This is a genomic window from Pseudomonas sp. LD120, from assembly GCF_009861525.1.
GTDB lineage: Bacteria > Pseudomonadota > Gammaproteobacteria > Pseudomonadales > Pseudomonadaceae > Aquipseudomonas.
In genome coordinates this window covers 1,026,509-1,048,061 of the sequence record NZ_WVHL01000003.1, presented here as the reverse complement: position 1 = coordinate 1,048,061, position 21,553 = coordinate 1,026,509, and the positions used below count along the sequence as shown (strand labels likewise).

The 21,553-nt window shown below is 61.3% G+C and carries 19 protein-coding genes and 1 pseudogene; 10 read left to right on the top strand and 10 right to left on the bottom strand.

Annotated elements, in window-relative coordinates; all coding sequences use genetic code 11:
* Positions 1-213 precede the first annotated feature (213 nt).
* A complete protein-coding gene (locus PLD_RS10865) occupies positions 214-1,917 on the bottom strand; it encodes an AMP-binding protein (protein ID WP_159892481.1) in 1,704 nt (567 codons plus the stop codon).
* 228 nt (positions 1,918-2,145) lie between these two features.
* On the opposite strand from PLD_RS10865, the gene PLD_RS10860 reads away from it, so the two are divergent.
* From PLD_RS10860 to PLD_RS10845, 4 genes and pseudogenes are all read left to right on the top strand, one after another.
* Complete coding sequence (locus PLD_RS10860; RefSeq protein ID WP_159892479.1) at positions 2,146-3,309, top strand: isovaleryl-CoA dehydrogenase; 1,164 nt, start codon at positions 2,146-2,148, stop codon at positions 3,307-3,309.
* 106 nt (positions 3,310-3,415) lie between these two features.
* Positions 3,416-5,020 (top strand): carboxyl transferase domain-containing protein, encoded by a 1,605-nt coding sequence (locus PLD_RS10855; RefSeq protein WP_159892477.1) that lies wholly within the window; start codon positions 3,416-3,418, stop codon positions 5,018-5,020.
* Positions 5,021-5,037: 17 nt separating this feature from the next.
* Positions 5,038-5,853, top strand: a complete 816-nt coding sequence (locus PLD_RS10850) for a gamma-carboxygeranoyl-CoA hydratase (RefSeq protein ID WP_159892474.1) — start codon at positions 5,038-5,040, stop codon at positions 5,851-5,853.
* Positions 5,853-7,798, top strand: a pseudogene (locus PLD_RS10845) (biotin carboxylase N-terminal domain-containing protein). Before PLD_RS10850 ends, PLD_RS10845 begins: the two are co-directional and overlap by 1 nt.
* Positions 7,799-7,853: 55 nt before the next feature.
* Here the strand turns inward: PLD_RS10845 and PLD_RS10840 are convergent.
* Positions 7,854-8,519, bottom strand: coding sequence for a LexA family transcriptional regulator (locus PLD_RS10840; protein ID WP_159892470.1), 666 nt, complete (start codon positions 8,517-8,519; stop codon positions 7,854-7,856).
* Positions 8,520-8,652: 133 nt separating this feature from the next.
* Between PLD_RS10840 and PLD_RS10835 the strand changes: the two genes are divergently transcribed.
* Together PLD_RS10835 and PLD_RS10830 are read left to right on the top strand one after the other, a co-directional pair.
* On the top strand, positions 8,653-9,000 hold the full coding sequence (locus tag PLD_RS10835) for a DUF6124 family protein (protein WP_159893478.1): 348 nt from the start codon (positions 8,653-8,655) through the stop codon (positions 8,998-9,000).
* A 484-nt stretch (positions 9,001-9,484) separates the two neighbouring features.
* Complete coding sequence (locus tag PLD_RS10830; RefSeq protein ID WP_159892468.1) at positions 9,485-10,639, top strand: M14-type cytosolic carboxypeptidase; 1,155 nt, start codon at positions 9,485-9,487, stop codon at positions 10,637-10,639.
* A gap of 45 nt (positions 10,640-10,684) precedes the next feature.
* Here PLD_RS10830 and PLD_RS10825 read toward each other — a convergent pair whose 3' ends face one another.
* Positions 10,685-11,131 (bottom strand): helix-turn-helix domain-containing protein, encoded by a 447-nt coding sequence (locus tag PLD_RS10825; protein ID WP_159892466.1) that lies wholly within the window; start codon positions 11,129-11,131, stop codon positions 10,685-10,687.
* Positions 11,132-11,234: 103 nt separating this feature from the next.
* On the opposite strand from PLD_RS10825, the gene PLD_RS10820 reads away from it, so the two are divergent.
* Entirely contained in the window at positions 11,235-12,467 is a 1,233-nt protein-coding gene (locus PLD_RS10820; protein ID WP_159892464.1) for an MFS transporter, read from the top strand.
* Between the two features lie 136 nt (positions 12,468-12,603).
* Here the strand turns inward: PLD_RS10820 and PLD_RS10815 are convergent, their stop codons facing one another.
* From PLD_RS10815 to PLD_RS10785, 7 genes are all read right to left on the bottom strand, one after another.
* Positions 12,604-13,593: a spore coat U domain-containing protein gene (locus tag PLD_RS10815; RefSeq protein ID WP_159892462.1), complete on the bottom strand. Its 990-nt coding sequence runs from the start codon at positions 13,591-13,593 to the stop codon at positions 12,604-12,606.
* Between the two features lie 30 nt (positions 13,594-13,623).
* Entirely contained in the window at positions 13,624-15,981 is a 2,358-nt protein-coding gene (locus PLD_RS10810) for a fimbria/pilus outer membrane usher protein (protein ID WP_159893476.1), read from the bottom strand.
* A 113-nt stretch (positions 15,982-16,094) separates the two neighbouring features.
* A complete protein-coding gene (locus PLD_RS10805) occupies positions 16,095-16,886 on the bottom strand; it encodes a molecular chaperone (protein WP_159892460.1) in 792 nt (263 codons plus the stop codon).
* Between the two features lie 39 nt (positions 16,887-16,925).
* Positions 16,926-17,426, bottom strand: a complete 501-nt coding sequence (locus PLD_RS10800; protein ID WP_159892458.1) for a spore coat U domain-containing protein — start codon at positions 17,424-17,426, stop codon at positions 16,926-16,928.
* 4 nt (positions 17,427-17,430) lie between these two features.
* Positions 17,431-17,967: a spore coat protein U domain-containing protein gene (locus PLD_RS10795; RefSeq protein ID WP_159892456.1), complete on the bottom strand. Its 537-nt coding sequence runs from the start codon at positions 17,965-17,967 to the stop codon at positions 17,431-17,433.
* A gap of 20 nt (positions 17,968-17,987) precedes the next feature.
* On the bottom strand, positions 17,988-18,527 hold the full coding sequence (locus PLD_RS10790; protein WP_159892454.1) for a spore coat U domain-containing protein: 540 nt from the start codon (positions 18,525-18,527) through the stop codon (positions 17,988-17,990).
* A gap of 104 nt (positions 18,528-18,631) precedes the next feature.
* Complete coding sequence (locus tag PLD_RS10785) at positions 18,632-19,141, bottom strand: spore coat U domain-containing protein (RefSeq protein WP_178116146.1); 510 nt, start codon at positions 19,139-19,141, stop codon at positions 18,632-18,634.
* A 233-nt stretch (positions 19,142-19,374) separates the two neighbouring features.
* Here PLD_RS10785 and zapE point away from each other — a divergent pair, with 233 nt between their 5' ends.
* The 3 genes from zapE to PLD_RS10770 are packed head-to-tail and all read left to right on the top strand — an operon-like array spanning position 19,375 to position 21,520.
* Positions 19,375-20,493, top strand: coding sequence for a cell division protein ZapE (gene zapE / locus PLD_RS10780; protein ID WP_159892450.1), 1,119 nt, complete (start codon positions 19,375-19,377; stop codon positions 20,491-20,493).
* Positions 20,494-20,544: 51 nt separating this feature from the next.
* Positions 20,545-21,159 (top strand): hypothetical protein, encoded by a 615-nt coding sequence (locus PLD_RS10775; protein WP_159892448.1) that lies wholly within the window; start codon positions 20,545-20,547, stop codon positions 21,157-21,159.
* The gene (locus PLD_RS10770) at positions 21,146-21,520 is read left to right on the top strand and encodes a hypothetical protein (protein WP_159892446.1); all 375 of its coding nucleotides are present in this window, start codon (positions 21,146-21,148) and stop codon (positions 21,518-21,520) included. Before PLD_RS10775 ends, PLD_RS10770 begins: the two co-directional genes overlap by 14 nt.
* The last annotated feature ends 33 nt before the right edge of the window (positions 21,521-21,553 follow it).

The following is a 21,553-nucleotide window of genomic DNA, read 5'->3' as shown; positions in this document are numbered from 1 at the left end:
CTTGATCCCGGATGGGGATCGCCAAAAACAGCAGTAAAGGGTCACGGTTAACAAAAACAACAACAGACCGCCCCTCAATAATAAGAAAAGAGCACGCAACGACAAATTAAAGGGGAGCTTCGGCTCCCCTTTGTGCGTCCTGCGATCAAGCATTGGTCCGCCTCCTCGCGCCCACAAAGCGTGCACCGCCCAGGATGCACGCCCCATCAACGATCACCCGTTGTTCACTGACTCACGCAACTCCTCAATGCTGATCTCGCGCATGCGGAACTTCTGGATCTTGCCGGTCACCGTCATCGGGAACTCTTCGACGAACTTGAAGTAACGCGGCGTCTTGAAATGGGCAATGCGCTCTTTGCACCAGGTTTGCAGCTCCAGCTCATTGGCCGAATGCCCCGGATGGAACTTGATCCAGGCGACGATCTCCTCGCCGTACTTGGAACACGGAATGCCGATCACCTGCACATCCGCCACCGCAGGATGAGTGAAGAAGAACTCCTCCAGTTCACGCGGATAAATGTTCTCGCCGCCGCGAATGATCATGTCCTTGTTGCGCCCGGCAATGCACACATAACCCTCGTCATTCATCGAAGCCAGATCGCCGGTATGCATCCAGCCGGCCTGATCGATGGCTTCGCCGCTGGCCTGAGGGTTGTTCCAATAGCCGAGCATGACGCTATAACCCCGGGTGCAGAGCTCGCCAATGGTGCCGCGCGGCACCACGTTACCCGCCTCATCGATAATCTTGCTCTCCAGGTGCGGCTGAGTTCGCCCAACCGTCGTCACCCGTAACTCCAGCTCATCGGCGGGACCGGTCTGCAGCGACACCGGGCTGGTTTCCGTCATGCCGTAGGCGATCTGCACTTCGCTCATGTGCATCTCGCTGATCACCCGGCGCATCACCTCAATCGGACAGGTCGCGCCCGCCATGATCCCGGTGCGCAGGCTCGACAGGTCAAACTCGCCGCGCCGCGGCTGATCAAGCATGGCGATAAACATGGTAGGCACCCCATACAGTCCGGTAGCCCGCTCCTCGGCCACGGTGGCCAAGGTCTGCAGAGGGTCGAATGCATCGTTGGGATAGATCATGGTCGTGCCGTGGGTGACACAACCCAAATTGCCCATGACCATGCCGAAACAGTGGTAAAGCGGCACAGGAATCACCAAGCGGTCCTGCGCCGTTAGCCCCAGGCTCTCGCCGACCATGTAGCCGTTGTTGAGAATGTTGTAGTGACTCAGGGTCGCGCCCTTGGGAAAACCCGTGGTGCCCGAGGTGTACTGGATATTCACCGCCTGATCGAAATCCAGACTGTCCTGACGGGCTTGCAACTGCTCGACCGAGGTGGCGGCGGCCAGGGTCGTCAATTGCGACCAGGGAAGGAAACCGGACGGCGGCTGCACATCCAGACTGATCACCCCGCGCAGTTGCGCAAGGCGCTCAGTGTGCACATGCCCGATGGCTTGTTCCGCCAGCTCAGGAACCAGCTCCTGAAGCATGCCGTGGTAGTCGGAGGTCTTGAATGCCCCGGCACAGATCAGCCACTGGCAACCGGACTGCTTGAGCACATACTCAAGCTCGGAGCTGCGATAAGCCGGATTGATGTTCACTAAAATGACGCCGATCTTGGCACTGGCGAATTGGGCAATGCACCACTGAGCGCAATTGGGCGCCCAGATCCCCAGGCGATCGCCGGTCTTAAGGCCCAAGGTCAGTAACGCCCTGGCGTGCAGGTCGACCTGCTCACTTAGTTGCTGCCAGGTGTAACGCAACTGCTGATGGCGCACCACCAGGGCTTCTCCCTGAGGATGCACGGCAACGGTGTTGTCGAAGGCCTGACCAATGGTCAACGCCAGCAGCGGCTTGTCTTGCGTACCGCGGGTGTAACTGCGATCCGCTTGGAAACCCGAGTGTTCCATAACGACCCCTATTGTCTTTATTAGTGGGTGTTCAAGAGCCTGGCCCATGGTGCGAAACAGCCTGGCCGCCATCGAAAGCCCTGCTACTCTGGCGCAAGTTGACGTTTACGTAAAGCGCGATTGACAGTCGCCGAGCGCAGGCTTACGTTAACGTAAAGGTGAGAGCCGAACAGCGCCGCTCTCCACGTTCATTTCCCTCAATAAAAACAAGTGTGAAGGTGCCCCGCCATGACTTACCCGACCCTGAACTTCGCCCTCGGTGAAACCATCGATATGCTGCGCCAACAGGTCCAGGCCTTCGTCAAGGCGGAGCTCGCGCCCCGAGCCGCGCAGATCGACGTCGACAACCTGTTCCCCGCCGATATGTGGCGCAAGTTCGGCGACATGGGCCTCTTGGGTATTACCGTAGCGGAAGAATATGGCGGTGCCGGCCTGGGTTACCTGGCTCACGTGGTGGCCATGGAAGAAATCAGCCGCGGCTCGGCCTCCGTGGCCCTGTCCTACGGTGCCCACTCCAACCTCTGCGTGAACCAGATCAACCGCAACGGCAGCCATGAACAGAAGAGCAAGTACCTGCCCAAACTGATCAGCGGCGAGCACATTGGCGCCCTGGCTATGAGCGAGCCCAATGCGGGCTCCGACGTGGTGTCGATGAAGCTGCGGGCCGACAAGCGTGGCGACCGTTTCGTGCTCAACGGCAGCAAGACCTGGATCACCAACGGCCCCGACGCCAACACCTATGTGATCTACGCCAAGACCGACCTGGAGAAAGGCCCCCACGGCATCACCGCTTTCATCGTCGAGCGCGACTGGAAAGGCTTCAGCCGCAGCAACAAGTTCGACAAGCTGGGCATGCGCGGCTCCAACACCTGCGAGCTGTTCTTCGATGATGTGGAAGTACCGGAGGAAAATATCCTCGGCATGCTCAATGGCGGGGTCAAAGTCCTGATGAGCGGCCTGGACTACGAGCGCGTGGTGCTCTCCGGCGGCCCGACCGGGATCATGCAAGCCTGCATGGACCTGGTGGTGCCCTACATTCACGACCGCAAGCAGTTCGGCCAGAGCATCGGCGAGTTCCAGCTGATCCAGGGCAAGATCGCCGACATGTACACCCAGCTCAACGCCAGCCGCGCCTACCTGTACGCCGTGGCCCAGGCCTGCGAGCGCGGCGAAACCACCCGCAAGGACGCCGCCGGGGTGATCCTCTACAGCGCCGAACGTGCCACCCAGATGGCCCTGGATGCGATCCAGATCCTCGGCGGCAACGGCTACATCAACGAATTCCCCGCCGGTCGCCTACTGCGCGACGCCAAGCTCTACGAAATCGGTGCTGGCACCAGCGAGATCCGGCGCATGCTGATCGGTCGTGAACTGTTCAACGAAACCAAGTAAAAGCAGCCGCACATTGCGAGCTACCAGCGGCAAGCCAAAGCTGCCGTAACACCGACTTACTTTTGCAGCTTGAAGCGTGTCGCTTGAAGCTGCCGTAGGCCCTCCGATGATTCTGAAGTCTCAGCTCAACCCGAAATCCCCCGAGTTCGCGCAGAACGCGGCCAGCATGCTGGCCCAGGTCGACGCCCTGCACACCTTGCTCGCCCAGGTCCAGCAGGGTGGTGGCGCCAAGGCTCAGGAACGCCACACTTCCCGGGGCAAACTGCTGCCACGCGAGCGTATCAACCGCCTGCTCGATCCTGGCTCGCCCTTCCTTGAACTCAGCCCCCTGGCCGCCTACGAGGTCTATGGCGAAGACGTGCCGGCCGCAGGGCTGATTGCCGGCATCGGTCGGGTGGAAGGCATCGAATGCATGATCGTGGCCAACGACGCCACGGTGAAAGGCGGCTCCTACTACCCACTGACGGTGAAAAAACACCTGCGGGCCCAGACCATTGCCCAGCAAAACCGCCTGCCGTGCATCTACCTGGTGGACTCCGGCGGCGCCAACCTGCCCCGCCAGGACGAAGTCTTCCCTGATCGCGAGCACTTCGGACGCATCTTTTTCAACCAGGCCAACATGAGCGCCCAGGGCATCCCGCAGATCGCCGTGGTCATGGGTTCCTGCACTGCCGGTGGTGCCTACGTGCCAGCCATGGCCGACGAAGCGATCATGGTCCGTGAACAGGCGACCATCTTCCTTGCCGGCCCGCCCCTGGTGAAAGCCGCCACCGGCGAAGTGGTGAGTGCCGAAGACCTGGGCGGTGCCGATGTGCACTGCAAGATTTCCGGGGTCGCCGACCACTACGCTGACAGCGACGAACACGCCCTGGCCCTGGCACGACGCAGCGTGGCCAACCTCAACTGGCACAAGCAAGGGCAATTGCAGCAACGTACCCCAATCGCCCCGCTGTATGCCGGCGACGAGCTCTATGGTGTGGTGCCAGCCGATGCCAAGCAGCCATTCGATGTCCGCGAAGTCATTGCCCGGCTGGTGGACGGCTCGCTGTTCGATGAATTCAAGGCCCTGTTCGGCACCACCCTGGTCTGCGGTTTCGCCCATCTGCACGGCTACCCGGTGGCCATTCTCGCCAACAACGGCATCCTGTTCGCCGAAGCCGCGCAAAAAGGCGCGCACTTCATCGAACTGGCCTGCCAGCGCGGCATTCCCCTGGTGTTCCTGCAGAACATCACCGGCTTCATGGTCGGGCAGAAATACGAAGCCGGCGGTATCGCCAAACACGGCGCCAAACTGGTGACCGCGGTGGCCTGCGCCAAGGTGCCGAAACTCACCGTGATCATCGGCGGCAGCTTCGGCGCCGGCAACTACGGCATGTGCGGCCGCGCCTACGACCCGCGCTTTTTGTGGATGTGGCCCAATGCGCGAATTGGCGTGATGGGTGCCGAACAGGCGGCCGGGGTACTGGTTCAGGTCAAGCGCGAACAAGCGGAACGCAGCGGACAGCCCTTCGACGCCGCCCAGGAAGCCGAGATCAAACAGCCGATCCTCGATCAGTACGAGCACCAGGGGCACCCTTATTACTCCAGCGCCCGACTCTGGGACGACGGCGTCATTGACCCGGCACAGACCCGCGACGTGCTGGCCCTGGCCCTGTCCGCCGCCCTCAATGCCCCCATCGAACAGAGCCGCTTCGGCGTGTTCCGCATGTAATCCTGCGCGAGAAAAACATGAGCGACTTCAATACCCTGGAACTGCAGCGTGACCCGCGTGGCTTCGCCACCTTGTGGCTCAGCCGTGAAGCAAAGAACAACGCCTTCAATGCCGAAATGATCCGCGAGCTGATCCTGGCCCTGGATCAGGTGCAAGGCGATCCGAACTTGCGCTTTTTGCTGCTGCGCGGACGTGGCAAACATTTCAGCGCCGGCGCCGACCTGGCCTGGATGCAGCAGTCGGCCGAGCTCGACTACCAGACCAACCTCGACGACGCCCGGGAACTGGCGGAGCTGATGTACAACCTGGCCAAGCTGAAAATCCCCACCCTGGCGGTGGTGCAAGGCGCGGCCTTCGGCGGCGCCCTGGGCCTGATCAGTTGCTGTGACATGGCCATCGGTAGCGATGATGCGCAATTCTGCCTATCGGAAGTGCGCATCGGCCTGGCACCGGCGGTGATCAGTCCCTTTGTGGTTCAAGCCATCGGCGAGCGCGCTGCCCGGCGCTACACCCTGACCGCCGAGCGTTTTGACGGTCAGCGGGCACGGGAAATCGGGTTGCTGGCAGAGAGTTACCCAGCAACAGAGCTGGAGCCGCGACTCACCCAATGGATCGACAACCTGCTGCTCAACAGTCCCCAGGCCATGCGTGCCAGCAAGGACCTGCTGCGCGAAGTGGGCAATGGTGCCCTGACCACCGCCCTGCGCCGCTACTGCGAAAACGCGATTGCGCGGATTCGGGTCAGCACCGAGGGTCAGGAGGGCCTGCGGGCATTTCTGGAAAAACGTCCGCCCAGTTGGCAAACCGAGACCACGACCAAGGAGTCCCGCTGATGAACACCTCTGTTCTAGACACCCTGCTGGTGGCCAACCGTGGCGAGATCGCCTGCCGCGTGATGCGCACCGCCAAGGCCCTGGGCCTGACCACCGTGGCGGTGCACAGCGCCACCGACCGCGAAGCGCGGCACAGCCGCGAAGCGGATATCCGTGTCGATCTGGGGGGCAGCAAGGCCGCCGACAGTTACCTGCAGATCGACAAATTGATCGCTGCGGCCAAAGCCAGCGGCGCCCAGGCCATTCACCCCGGCTACGGATTTCTCTCGGAAAACGCCGGTTTCGCGCGGGCCATTGAAGCGGCGGGCTTGATCTTCCTGGGGCCGCCCGCCTCGGCCATCGATGCCATGGGCAGCAAGTCGGCGGCCAAGGCGCTGATGGAAACCGCCGGCGTACCTTTGGTGCCGGGATACCATGGCGAAGCCCAGGACCTGGAAACCTTCCGCAACGCCGCCGAGCGCATTGGCTACCCGGTGTTGCTCAAAGCCACAGCCGGGGGGGCGGCAAAGGCATGAAAGTCGTTGAAGACGTCAGCCAGCTGGCTGAAGCCCTGGCCTCGGCACAGCGTGAGGCCCTGTCGTCCTTCGGCGACTCGCGGATGCTGGTGGAAAAGTACCTGCTCAAGCCACGTCATGTGGAAATCCAGGTGTTTGCCGACCAACACGGCCACTGCCTGTACCTCAACGAGCGCGATTGCTCGATCCAGCGCCGCCACCAGAAAGTGGTCGAGGAAGCCCCCGCTCCGGGCCTCAGTCCTGAGCTGCGCAAGGCCATGGGCGAGGCGGCCGTGCGTGCCGCTCAGGCCATCGGCTATGTCGGCGCCGGCACCGTCGAGTTTCTTCTGGATGCCCGTGGTGAATTCTTCTTCATGGAGATGAATACCCGGTTGCAGGTGGAGCACCCGGTCACCGAGGCCATTACCGGGCTGGACCTGGTGGCCTGGCAAATCCGCGTGGCCCGGGGCGAAGCCCTGCCCATCAGCCAGGAACAAGTGCCGCTGCTGGGGCACGCCATTGAAGTGCGCCTCTACGCTGAAGATCCGGGCAACGATTTTCTGCCGGCCACCGGCCGCCTCGACCTGTATCGGGAGTCCGCGGCCGGACCGGGACGCCGGGTGGACAGTGGGGTCGAGGAAGGCGACAGCGTGTCGCCCTTCTACGATCCGATGCTGGGCAAGCTGATTGCCTGGGGCGAGAACCGCGAGCAGGCCCGCCTGCGTCTGTTGAGCATGCTCGATGAATTCGCCATTGGCGGCTTGAAAACCAACCTGGCCTTCTTGCGGCGCATCATCGCTCACCCTGCATTTGCCGAGGCCCAGTTGGATACCGGATTCATCCCTCGCTATCAGGAGCAATTGCTGCCAGCGCCGAGCGAGCTAAGCACAGACTTCTGGCACGCGGCGGCCCAGGCCTTTGCGCAAAGTCAGCCGCAGCGCACTCGCGACGACGATCCCCAATCGCCCTGGTCAACGCTCAACGGCTGGCGCAGCGGCCTGCCAGCGCAAACCAGCCTGCATCTGAGCTGCGCCGGGCAGGACCGGGCCATCAGCCTTGGGGCTCATTCCCCCGCCTATCAGTTGCAAAACGAGCACCTGTGGGTCGAGCAACAGGGACTGCGCCGTGAACATCGCGCCATTCGCCGTGGCGACACCCTGTACCTGCATTGGCAGGGCGACATGCACGCCATCACCGCCTATGACCCGATCGCCGCCGCAGACGCCAGTCACAATCAGCATGGCGGGCTCACGGCACCAATGAACGGCAGCATCGTGCGGGTATTGGTCAGCACCGGACAAAGCGTTGAGGCGGGTACGCAATTGGTGGTATTGGAAGCGATGAAGATGGAGCACAGCATCCGCGCGCCCCAGGCCGGGGTCGTCAAGGCACTGTATTGCCAGGAAGGCGAGATGGTCAGTGAAGGCTGTGCGCTAGTGGAGCTGGAATAAGTCCATTTAGTCAGAAAGCCCCTTACTACCTGTAGGAAGGGGCTATTCAGAGAAGTTAGAACTTCGCAGTCGCTTGTACGACTACACCAATAACCCGGCACTCGTCGCTGTAGAGCATCTTCGGATAAGTAGGATTAAGCGGTACGAGATATCGCTGACCGCCCTCTTGAACCAACTTGCGGAAGATCGCCTCGGCATTACCGGGACACTGTACGACCACCAATTTGCCAGGCTCGGCCGCAATGGCCGGATCAACCAGAATCAACATGTCCTGACTGATGCTCAGGCCACTGGGAGCGATCATCGCATCGCCAACCACCACCAACCAGAACGCCGCGCCCTGGGCCTGGTAATCGGAAAGCTCGTAGCGCTCTGGTACATAGGCTGACTGCCCCGCTTCGCGAACCTCACCGGCAACCCGCCAATCACTTACGGGGTAACGAAAGTACGGATTGTACTTGCGCAGCAGCGAAGATTCGTCGGCCAATGGCTCGCCATCATCTCCCAGCAAGGGTTTTTCGCGCACCACCAGGGCGACTTCGAGAAAGCCCATGCCGATCTCTTCCAGCACCCGGTTCATGTCTTCGATCTTTGGCTGCCGACGCTTGCTCAACCAATGACCGATACCGCCCTGAGACATGCCCAGACGCTCGGCGAGCTTTTCCTGTGTGACCTTGCGGCCTTTCATGTTGGTTTTGACCAACTCAATCCATTTGTCCATGGGCGGAACAATACGTTGTGTATTTCCGGCCTCAACACACAACTTGTAGTATTTGAAATCTCGTCACAATTACAATACGTATTACCCTGATTTCTCCCCCTCTTTCCTTTTCTTAGACAGGGCAGAAGACTCGATGAATACAAGCAGCAAGGACGTGCCAGAACTCAAAACAGAGGCCACATTGAATTCGCTCAAAGGCAGCGATGCCGCACGAAGAGCAATGGACTACTACTTGAAACCCGCCAGTACCGAACCCGCCAAGGATGAGAAATTCTTTGAAATCAGACGCAGCCTCAGCAGCGAGGAAGCCATGATTCATGCATCCGACCTGCTGCGCTGCGCAGCGGCCACCGCCTACGATGCGGCCAACAACCTGCGGGGCGCCAATCGCGACCTGGCGTTTTCAGTGGTGCACATGATCGACCTCGCCAAAGCACTGGTGGACAAGTCGCTGGAGAGTCAGCGTCATGAATCAAGCTGAGGCCGAAGGCTTTGCTCAGACAGAGACCAACGACGGGCGTCGGGAGGAACGGAAATTAATATCCGACAGGCAGGGAAAAACGTTTGACTTGCAAATGATAATGATTACTATTGCATTCAGCTGATCGCGAGATCGGTCGATAACCCAAAGGACCTTAGGTCGGACCTCTGGATTATCTCCTCATCAGGCTAATCACGGTTTTTGACCCGGCTTTTTGCCGGGTCTTTTTTTTGCCAGTTTTTCTGGCTTGGCTTCAGGCTAATGAAGACGTGGGCGCTGCTAAAAATAATGGCGGCGATGATAGCAAAAGAATATTGCTTTGCAAGTCAACGTCCGTCGTAAAGGCCCGGGAATCAAAAAGTAGCGCTTGAGAATCAATTGCATAGCCACTAAGCTTCATCGGCGTCAAGGACGACGCCCCCTTCTTTTACCCCCCCTTGTGTGTAGAGTAGCGTTCATAACACTCCTGTTCAGGAACCTGATTATGACCGTGGGCAATCACTCCTCGTTTCAAATCTCTGCCGACTTCGACAGCGGCAACATCAATGTGTTGGACATCAGCAACCCGCTGCAGGCATTGCTGGCCATCCGGCCGGACATCCAGAGTCCGCACTTTCAGTGGTTTCACTTCAAAGTCAGCGGCCTGCATGTCGGACAGGAGCACTGGTTCCGCCTGAGCAATGCCAGCCAATCCTCCTACAGCAAGGCATGGACCGGCTACCAGGCCGTTGCCTCCTATGACCACGTGAACTGGTTTCGCGTCCCCACGATCTTCGAAGGCGACGCGCTGCGGTTCAACCTTGAAGCCACCCAGACTCACGCCTGGTTCGCCTACTTCGAACCCTACAGCCGCAGTCGTCACGACTGGCTGATCGACCAGGCCCTGAGCAAGGCCAACGCCGAGTTGCTGGCCGTGGGTCAAAGTGTCGAAGGTCGGGATATCCAACTGCTGCGCAAAGGCAGCGGCAAGGACGGCCAGCGCAGAATCTGGATCATCGCCCAGCAGCACCCAGGCGAACACATGGCCGAATGGTTCATGGAAGGCGTGATCGAGCGACTGCAGCATCACGATGATCCAGAACTCAATTCACTGCTGGCCAAGGCTGACCTGTACCTGGTGCCGAACATGAACCCCGACGGCGCGTTCCATGGCAACTTGCGCACCAACGCCCGGGGCCAGGATCTCAACCGTGCCTGGCAGAACGCCAGCCAGGAGCTGAGCCCGGAAGTCCTGTTCGTTCAGCAGCAGATGGAAAAGTACGGCGTCGACCTGTTTCTCGACGTGCACGGCGATGAAGAAATCCCGCACGTATTCACCGCCGGTTGTGAAGGCAATCCGGGCTATACGCCGCGCTTGGCGGGACTCGAAGAACATTTCCGCAGCCACTTGAAGCGCCAGACCGAGGACTTCCAGACCACCTACGGCTACGCCCGCGATAAGCCCGGCGAAGCCAACATGACCCTGGCCTGCAACGCCGTCGGGGAAAAATACGACTGCCTGGCGCTGACCCTGGAAATGCCCTTCAAGGACCACGACGACGCCCCCAACCCAGCTACCGGCTGGTCTGGCAAACGTTCCATGCAACTGGGCAAGGATGTTCTGAGCACCCTCGCCGACCTGGTGGACAAGCTACGCTGAACCCACACAACGACTGCGGGGCCGCTCCCGCAGTCGTTCAGCGTCTTAAGAGGCCGGCACCCGCAGGCAATCTTCCGGCCCCAAGACACGCCCATCCGCCGTTCGCAGTTCCAACGCTGGCAGCGGCTCCCCGGTTTCTCGGTCCAACATGCGCGAATGCGCCTCACCTTCTTCGTAGAAAAACGCCTCGCCCCATTGGCGCAAGCCGATGATCAGGGGAAACAGCCCCTTACCCTTCTCGGTCAGCACGTATTCCTGATAGGCGCTGCCATCGGAAGCCGGCACGACCTCGAACACCCCGTGCTCCACCAAGGTGCGCAAACGTGCGGCAAGAATATTCTTGGCCATGCCGAGGTTGCGCTGAAATTCGCCAAAGCGGCGGATGCCATCAAAAGCGTCGCGCACAATCAACAACGACCACCAGTCACCTATGGCGTCCAATGAACGAGCTACCGGGCACTCGGCATCTTGCAAGCGGGTGCGTTTAACCATGCGGGGCATTCTCCGTTCGGGCCCAGGTAAAGTGGTTGCAATATAAAACCCCCACCATTACCGTACAACTGGTTTTATAACAAAACCAGAAACGGAGCCTGACATGCCGCACGATTCTTCCCCTCCCGCCACCTCAACTCTTTCACCACCGGTGGTGCTGCTGTTCGCCATCGCCTGCGGACTGGCGGTGGGCAATGTCTACTACGCCCAACCGCTGCTCGACGCCATGGCCCAAGCCTTCGAGCTGTCGCCCGCCACGGTGGGCATCGTCATCACCCTGACTCAGGTGGGTTACGGCCTGGGTCTGCTGTTGCTGGTGCCCCTGGGCGACCTGTGCAACCGCCGACGATTAATCGTCAGCCAGACCCTGCTGTCGGTGCTGGCCTTGTTGACCGTGGCTCTGGCTCCCAGCAGTGCCTGGCTGTTGCTGGGCATGGCCTGTATCGGGCTGCTGGCGGTGGTGACCCAGGTGTTGGTGGCCTATGCGGCCAACCTGGCGCCGGTGACACAGCGAGGACGAGTGGTGGGCATGGTCACCAGCGGTATCGTGGTGGGCATTCTGTTGGCGCGTACCGTGGCGGGCACCATGGCCGACCTGGCAGGCTGGCGCTCGGTGTACCTGCTGTCCGCCGGCCTGACCCTGCTGGTGGCACTGGCCCTGTGGCATGTACTGCCGGCCGTCGAGCCGCCGCCGACCGTACAGCGCTACGGGCAACTGCTCGGCTCGCTGCGGCAGTTATTCAAGGAAGAAAAGGTGCTGCGGGACCGCGCGGTGCTGGCCATGCTGATTTTCGCCGCCGGCACTGTCTTGTGGACACCAATGGTGCTGCCTCTGAGTGCCCCGCCGTTGTCGCTGTCCCACACCGAGATCGGCCTGTTCGGCCTGGCCGGTGCCGCAGGCGCCCTGGGCGCCGCACGGGCCGGGCACCTGGCCGATCGCGGCCTGGCACAGTGGACCAGCGGCTTGGCCCTGGCATTGATGCTGGTGTCCTGGCTGCCCATTGCCTTTACCCAATCTTCACTATGGGCGCTGTTACTGGGGGTGATCACCTTCGACCTGGGCTTACAGGCCGTACACGTCACCAGCCAGAGCCTGATCTACAGCGTGCGCCCGGAGGCCCAGAGCCGCTTGGCCGCCGGTTACATGCTGTTCTATTCGGTCGGTAGCGCCAGCGGCTCAATCGCCGCCACCGCCACCTACGCCTGGGCCGGCTGGACCGGAGTGTGCCTGCTGGGCGCCGCCATCAACGGCGTGGCGCTGCTCTATTGGCTGTGGAGCCTGAACCCTGGACTGCACCCGGCCACTGCGTCCGGCGCCAGCTCAGCGCGCCCATAGCAGGCTCGCCCGAATGTGCTTCAACCCCAGCCCCCCGGCATGCTTTGCAACAGCTCGTCACCATGGAGCGGCCGACCAGGGCAAGACTGAGCAAAAGCGCCTCGGGCGGACGACGAAATCAGTGGCGCGGCGGTTCCTAGAACCCCACATCGAGCACCACGTTGTCGACATAGGCGCCGGCCGGCGGCGTACTCTGGTCGCTATAGATCCGGGCGTTGTAGTTGAAGATCTGGCTGCCGCTGCCCAGGCCATTGCCCGGGTTGACTTCTGCATCGGTACTGGAGCGCCGGGCACTGCCGATACTGCCCCAGCGAGTGTTTCCGGCACTCTTGAAGATGTCATAGGCCAGGTAGTTGCCACTGGAAATCATCCGCCGCCGACCACCCGCGCTCACCGGCTGCTGACCATCGCTCAAACCCACGGTATAGGCACTGCCCTTGGTGCAGGCCAGGTTGATGGTCTGCCCAGTCACCGTGGCAAAGGCGCTGACCACCGGAGCGCTGCCAAAACTGATGTTCGGGGCACTGATCAGGCAATCATTGGAAACCGTCATGTTCACAGTCAGGCTCTGGGTGCCGCTGCCGATATCACGCCCCAGACAGACCCCCAAGGCACCGATTCCCGCGCAATAGTTCCAGCTCCAGAAAATGCTCAGGTTCTCGGTGTAGACCCCGGCTGCGACGTTGCTACCGGTGAGGGTGCCCAGGTAAATCGGCACCGTCTTGGCCACCGTACTGCTCCCTAGCAAGCCCAAGGCATCGATGATCGAATGACGGGCAAAGTCGAAGGGTGTACCTCGAGTGATGGGATAACTCGTGCTGTTGTTGGCGTACAAGGTGTAGTTGATGACATCGCCCGTGGGGCCGACCATGCCGCTGGTACCGGAAGTGATGGTGGCATAGAAGTGATCGGTGGTGCTCAGCAAGGTCAGCAACGAGCCGGTGCAGCTCAGCCCCGAGTTGGGAGTGGAGGATGCTTGCGAGGTGGTGCGCAACACAATCGAGCTGACCGTGCCAAACCCCGCCGGCACGGTGCTGACGCTGGTACACAATGCCAAGGTCTTGGCCGAAAATACGCAGGTCAGCAGCCCCAGCAATAGCAGTCGCCATCCCTTGAATCTGTCCACGTCCGGCTCTCCTTTTGTGGTGATCACGCCCTACCGACAGACCAGCGGGCCGATCAGCGGCACCTGCTGCTGTTGCAGGTCCATATCGAACTGCGCCCGGCAACTGGTGCCGTCAGCCAGGACGACCTCCAGGCTATTGTGGGCCAAGAGGTTCTCCAGATAGACCAGCCCGTCCCAGCCGACCACTGCTCGCGCCCCGCTCTGCTGGTGCGTCACCGTACTGCCCAGAGGCAACTGCCGCTGCTGGCTGTCCACCAGAACCACGCTGGCGGCGATGACCCGGGTCAGAGGGAACGCCAACAAGTAGCCGGCGCCACGGCGCACAGCAACGCGCTGCTCGACACTCGGACTCTGCACGTTGGCCGGCAGGTTCAGCGGGTCGATCTCGTATTTGCCGCGGTAGTAAGCACTGCTCCAGGGCACCAGCAAGTGGCCGTTCTTGTCGGTCTGGCCCACCGGCTGATTTTCATAGCGCACCGGAATGTCCTTGTAACCGTTGGTGCTGACCACCACAAAGGCGTCGTCAATACGATTGGCGGCAAACACCTGACGATCCATCCACACCAAAGAGCCGCTGGCATCCGCCCAGCGCGTCTCGGCATCGCGGCTGCCATAGACCCCGGCCTGCAAGCGCACCGACTGCAGGCGCCAGGTGGCATCCGCCTGGCGATAGTCCTCGCCATTGCCAGTGGCGTACCCCAGGTTGTAACCGACCCCGCCCTGGGTGGGCACCGAGCGACTGAAATTGACCCGCTGGCGGTTTTTCCCGGTTTTGCTGCGCTCGTTACCCAGGCTCAAGCTACCGTGCAGGTCGAAAGGAACCACCCACTGCGCCTGCATGGCCCATTGGCTGTCGCCGATTTCACGGTTGGCCGACAGGTAGAAGCTGCTGTTGTGCCACAGCGGTTTGCTCCAGGTCAGGTTCAATAAACGGGTACGGCTCGCGTCAGCGGCGCGCACATCGAAGTAACCGGCGCCCAGGCTGCCGTAGCGTTCCAGGTTGAGGCTCAGGGTCAGTTGTTCGCTGCGCCGGCTGAGGCTGGCGTAAGGGCGGTCGATCAGCGTCAGGTCGGCATACTGATCGCGACGCTGCACACGCTGGTAGGCGACGCTGTAGCGCTGGCTGCTGTACTGGTAACCCAGGCTCATCTGCTGACCGCCCTTGCCATCAAAACGACTCTGGCTGACGGCACTGTTGAACACCCCAAGCTGCCCCAGCCGCCAATTGCCGCCCACCCCGCCCAGAGCCAGCGACTCGGACGCTTGCGCAAGGCTTTCGAAGGTCAGGCTGTCGCTCAGGCCATGACGCAGGCTGGCGGAAGTCACCCCCGGGCCATAACCGAAATCACGCAAGGTGTAGTCCCGACGCAAGGTGCCAGCGGCCACCGAGAAATCCGTCAGGCCCTTCTGCAAAAGGCTGCTGGTGACGTAGAACGGTACGCTGGTCGAGACCTGCCGGCCCAGGGTATCGGTGGTCACTACCACGGCCTCGCCTGCGCCGTTGATAAAAGGAATGTTGGTCAGGGTGTAGGGGCCGGGCTGCAGCTCGGCGCTGCTGGATTTGTAGCCGTTGATGAACAGGTCCAGCGAAGATGGCACCGCCGCCTCCCCGGCAAACTGTGGCAGTGGATAGGTCACCAGGTCCGGACGCACGGCGAAATCCCGTGACAGCTGCACCCCGCCCAGGCGCACCGAGTTGCTCCACGGTAAAGCGCCACTGATCAGGTCACCGACTTCATACGTCAACAGGCGCTCATCGTCGGAAAAGCGCCAAGTGGTGTCGTAACGCCGATAGCCGTTGTTCAGCGAGCTGCTCTCGACACCGGACAGGGTCCGCCGGTACTGCCCGGTATTGGACAAGGTGCCCCAGTGGTCAAACAACCGCACTTCGTTCCAGGCCGCCAGGTAAGTGCCACCGTCATCGGTGTCATTGAGGTACAGGTCGTAGTTGAGCAGCGCGCCGAAACTGCTCAGGGCTTGGGTTCGCGGATAGGCCTGGCGGTTGCCGATGAACTGCTCCGGCAACCAGTGCGGTGGCACATCGAGCAACAGGCGTTGGCCCTGAATGTCGTAATCGCTGTGCACGCCCTGCAGGCTATCGAGGTCCACCTCACGGCCGACGCCGTCGGGCAGGCTCATACCGGTCTCTCGCAGGGTCTGCGCCGGTATGTACAAGCCTCCAGCCCGCTGCTCCACCGCCACCACCTTGCCGGTGTTCATCTGATTGATCACCAATTCCAGAAACAACTGCGCATCGCCTAGGAACTCCAGGCTGCTGGGCGGCGGCGGTAAGTCGCCAGCCTGGAGTGGACAAGACAACATCAAGCCCCACAGGCCGCCCATCAGCCCCTGCAAGCGCCGGAAACGGCGCACCAAGCCCTGGCTCATGATGGATTCAGGTCCCTTGATGGACATCTTCCTCCCGAGGCGGATGCTCCTTGCTCACCTGCGCCTGTTTCTCTGCCTGTGCGTTTTGCAGACGGCTGCCTGGTCCCTGTCGATCAGGGTGAAGGCGGCAGACGCTGAACCTGTGGCGCCCCATTGACGCGCAGTTGCAGGGTCGACCCAGCCGCCAATGGCGCTGGCGCCGGCCAGCGCATGACCGCCCCAGGCAGCACATACCCGAGCAAACCCGGTGCCAGTGGCTGGGCCTGCCCGCCTTGCCCGAAGGCAACATCGGTCAGCCGCGCGTGCACCGCCCCGCGGTTGCGCAACTCGAAGAAAGGTTTGCCGTCCACTACCACCTTGCGCCAGCTCAGGTCCGGTACGCCGCCCCCCTTGGGATCGCGCCGTCGAGTGCTGTCTTCCTTGCTCCAGAGTCCTGCGCCGTAGGCAAACAGCGGCACCGAATAACGCATCTGAAAGCGAATGGCCGCCGCGCTCTTGGCCCCATCTCGTGCAGTGATGGGCTGCGCCGAAGGAATCTCGTCAATGATGATTCGGTACGCCAACTCCTGCCCAGGCGGCACCTCACGGGTGCGGGTCAGGCGCACCAACTGCTTCTGCCCGGGTTCGATCTTGGCCACCGGCGGGCTACCGATGACATCGCGCTGGTTCTGGTACTGATCGGCAAAATCGCTCTGGCTCCAGGCGAACACCCGGATCTGCAGGTGGGCGGTTTCGGTGCCACGGTTTTCCAGCCACAGCGCGCTGGCTTGCTGATCGGCCTCCAGTACCGGATCGATCGGCCAGATCAACACTGAACTGGCGGCCTGGGCGGTGGACAGGCCCAGCAACAATCCGCCGAGTGCCCGGCAACCTGTCGTCCACAGGCCCCACAACAGTAAATGCATACAACGACTCCTTGTCCGGCTGCTGGTTGATTGACTTGATCACCACGACAGTTGCACTTGCAGCACATCGCTGTAGGTTCCCCCAGGTTGACTGCCCGACAACTGCACCCGCCCATAAATCGGCAGGCTGATGTGATTGGCATCGCTGTAGACCACCGCCACGCTCTGGCTGATACCCAGGCTCTGGCTGTAGGCGGCATCGCTATAGAGTTGATAAGCCACCCGCTCACTGCCGCTATTGAGCTGCATGTGGCGCCCGCTGCTGTTGTACTGGCCGCCGTCGACCGTCATGTTCAGCGTGACCCCCGGCGTACATTGCAACTGCACGCCCCCCGTCAGCGCCGCGCTCACAGTGCTGGTGGACAGCGCCGAGTGACTGCCGAACGCCAGGCTGCCGTAGTCGCTGACCCCGCCCACCACCAGGCAACCGGCGGTGACGGTGGCGCTGACCTGAAAGCTCTGACTGGTGGCTGCCGTCAAACCCACCGACCAAGCGCTCGCGCCAATCAGCAGCAACCACGCACTGGCATGGTTGAACATGGCATCAGAAGGTCAGTTGCACGGACACCGTATCGGTGTAGGTGCCGGCTGGCAGCCCCGCCTTGCCCACCGCCTGACCATAGAGGTTCACGGTCTGCGCAACCCCGGTACTCGGTGCCAGGTTGATCACCCCGTTGATCGCCACGATCTGCGAATGCCCGGAATCGGTGTACAGGTCGTAAGGCACGTAATTGCCGACACCGTCATACAGTGCACGGGTGCCGCCAGCGGACTGGCCATCGTTGCTACCGCCCTGGATGGTCAGGGTTGGCGTGGTGCCCGTGGAGCACAGAATCGACAAGGCTCCGCCGCCGCCCCCCAGCACCTGACCAGTGGCGGTGCTGAACAGACTGTTGGTGGTGCCGAAGTTCAAGGCACCAAAGTCCAGCCCAGTGCTGCCCCCCACCCCGTTGACCTGACAACTGCTGGTGAGGATCAGGGTCGAACTGATCTGCCCCGTAACGGTGGTGGCCGCATTTGCCGTAGACACCATTGCCAGTCCCAACAAAGGCCAGCCAATCCTGGATACAAGCGCGTGCATGATGTGCGTCCTCTCGTGGTTTACCAATCCAGCGTGATGGTCAGGGTGTCGGTGTAGACCCCGGCCGGAATCGCGCGGGTATTCGCGACCACTGAGCCAAATACCGGAATGGGAATCCGGCTATTGCCGCTCACTGCGAAATTGCGCTGCTGGCCGATGCTGTAGCTATGGCTACCGGATGCATCGACGAACAATCGATAGGGAATGCTCAGGCGACCGTTGCTAAGGCGCCGGGTCGTGCCGTCGCCGTTGAGGCCGCCATTGATGCTCACCGTGAAGCCGGTGACCGAGGGATTGCAGGCCACCTGCAACTGACCTTCGGCGTTGTCGCCAAGGCTGGCCTTGATGGGGGAAATCCAGGTCGGCCCCTGCTGACCGAAGTCGAGCATGCCCAAGTCGCCGACCGCGCTGCCAGGGGCGCCGCCGGCACCATGGGTCACCTGACAACTGGCGGTAATCACCAGCCGTGCCTGGATCTGGCCGCTGATCGCCGCTTGCGCATCTGGCACCAGCAGACACAACCCACCCAGGGCGACGATCGTCCTGGTCCCGCTGTTCATTGCGCCCATCCCACTTCCATCAGGACTCCTACATGAGCCGCTCACGACAAGCGGCTGTCCCTGCTCTGCGCGGCTCCTGCGCAGTAGCGTTCAGCCCCCCACTCTCACCAGCTCAGGGTCACCTTCAATACATCGGAATAACCGCCGGCGCCTGGAATTTCGGCCACCGGTTCAATGCGCCCGTACACGGGCAGTTCTACGGTGCCGGAATCCGACACCCGGCCACTGACCGGCACATTCACTGGCAGCGGAACACGCCGTGCCGGGTCCCGGTAAAGGCGATAAGGAATGGGTTTGCCCAACGAACGGTCACTGGCCAGGTAACGCAGCTCACCGACGCCGCCATGCAAACCACCGTCGATGCGCATCTGGTAAGGGGTATCGGGGTTGCATTCCAGGCGGGGTTGACGGCCACTGAGCAAGGTCGCCGACAAAGGACCGGCAGGATTGTCCAAGCGCGCAGTGCTGCCAAAATCCAGGGTACCCAGTTGCTCGACACCCGCTTCGCGCGGCAGCCCGACCAACTGGCAGCCATGCATCACGTCGACCCGCACCTGCACCTGCAAATCCGTGGCGCCTGCGGTCGCGCAAAGCAGCGCGCTGATCCCTGCCATCCCCTTATATCCATTCAAGGCCTCAATCCTTACCCAGAAGCATTGGCTGCAAGGAGGGTAGCAACCGAGGAAAAAATCGCCAGTTTGCCTATTCATTTCCTGACGCCACGGCCAAGACACAACAGCGCCCTCAGCCATGCCTTTTCGAGATCAGTGGCCGACGGGGTTTCGATTGGTTAAATTGTCGCGCCGCTTTTAAGGTGAGCGGCCTGGAACCATCGGGGTAACTACCATTGGCCGCTTTACCGTCAGAATCTGCAGCGCCGCAATCACGCTGGCGACGCCTGTTCAGCCAGGCGTCTCGACGCCCCAGCGCCCAGGCGCGGGTCATCCACGACTACTTTGAGCACCAGGCACGAGATCAGGGCTACACCCTGAGCCCGGGCCAGTTGCGGGTGATCGACTGCATGGCGCGGCAAGCCGAGACGCTGCTGCTGCAGCCACACAGGGCTCAGAGCCTGTACCTGTACGGCGCCGTCGGCCGGGGCAAGAGCTGGTTGCTGGACGGCTTCTTCCGCGCCTTGCCCATCGCCGAAAAACAGCGCCTGCACTTCCACGACTTCTTCGCCCAGTTGCACCAGGGCATGTTCCGCCATCAGCAGCAGGCCGACGCTCTGGGAGCCACCCTAGACGAGTTGCTCAGCCAGTGCCGGGTGCTGTGCTTCGATGAATTCCATGTTCACGACATCGGCGATGCAATGCTGATCAACCGGCTGTTCAAGGCCCTGTTCAAACGCGGCATCACCCTGCTGTTGACCTCCAATTACGCCCCCGAAGGCCTGCTGCCCAACCCGCTGTACCATGCCCGCTTCAAGCCGGTGATCGAGCTGATCAACGGGCGCATGCAGGTGATGGAGGTGAGCGGCCCCCACGACTACCGTAGCCAGGCGCAGACCCACGACCAGCAGGTCTTCACCCAGGGGTGCTATGTGTGGCCCGGCACCCCGGCCCAGCGCCTGGTCCTGGAACTGCCCGAGCGCCATGCCGCAGCGGCGCAACTGACAGTAGGCGCCCGGCAATTGACCGTGCGCCAGATCCAGCAGCGCAGCATCCGTTTTGAATTCAACGATGTGTGCGAACAGCCCACGGCCGTCATGGACTACCTGGAACTGAGTCGCCACTTCGACACCTGGATCATCGACGAACTGCCGGAGTTGGGAGAATGCTCGATCGCCGCCCAGCAACGCTTCATCAACCTGATCGACGTGCTCTACGACCAAGACAAACGCCTGCTGCTGATCGGCCAGCGCCCGCTGCATGAGTGTCTCGGCGGCCACGCCATCGATCTGGCGCGCACCCGCAGCCGCCTCGGGCAATTGCGGAAAATCGGTCCCGGGCAGCCACTGGGCTGAGCCGCCGCGGCATCTGCGCTCCCAACAATCCAAGGATCGGTCGTTATAAACATGTTGCCAGTCACCTTTTTCGAGCTCTTTCACCTGTACCTGAAAAACTCAACGCTCACGAACCCACACCTGTTTGGCCTGCAGAGCTTCTCGCCAGAGGCGCTCGCGGCAGCGGGGCATGAACGGATTGGCGAACCCTGCGACTTTCACTTTTATGAAAAAAGCTACTCGACGAGCTACCAGCGGCGAACGCTGGAGGTGTTGTTCAAGTGTTACTGCTTCAACCAGCAGACCCTAGGCAGTGGTTTTGGCCTTGCCCCCGGCGCGCGCCTTAGCACCTTGCTCAGATACCAAAAGCGCCTTGCCCAGCAAGACGACAGTCTTGCCTCGAACCTGGACTTCTACTTTTCGGACGATAAGCAAGAAGGCGCCATGATACTCAATGACCGATACGTCATGCGCTTCAACCAATGGAGCAGAAAAGGCGCCTACATGGTTTCTACCCTGGAGAGCGACTTCAACCCGGCTACCCCGCTGGCTAATGTCGCAACCGACTCGGTCAAAAAGACCTTTGAGCACCACAGCCTGGCATTGATATTGTGCGAGGCCAGAAATCGCAAGCAACCCGCCGCGTTCCGCAAGCTGGCTAGAGAAATGAACGATGCAATCATTTGATCACGACGAAATCTATCGACTCACAACCGCTCTGCTCAACGCCATTCAAAACGGCGAGCGATCGGCGTTATCGGTATTTGCAGTGAGCCCTGCCATTTATGACGAAATCATCGAGGAACTGGAGTACTCGGGAGAAATGGTTGCGAACTTGACGCTCCCGCCTTATCACCTGGCCTTCAAACCCGACAGCTGCGGCCGGATTCCTCTGGACGTTTACCCGACAGAGGCTGGCTCACAATCGAGGCGAGTGGCTTGCCAGCTATGGTCCGCGGGCCAGAGGACGGATCTCACCCTGATGGCCGATTACTCGGAGAAACAGGATGCAGCGGCCCTGACGTTCAGGCTGTTGGAAACACAGTAACCCTCGGCCGCGTCGGCAAATGGCCTATCCAGC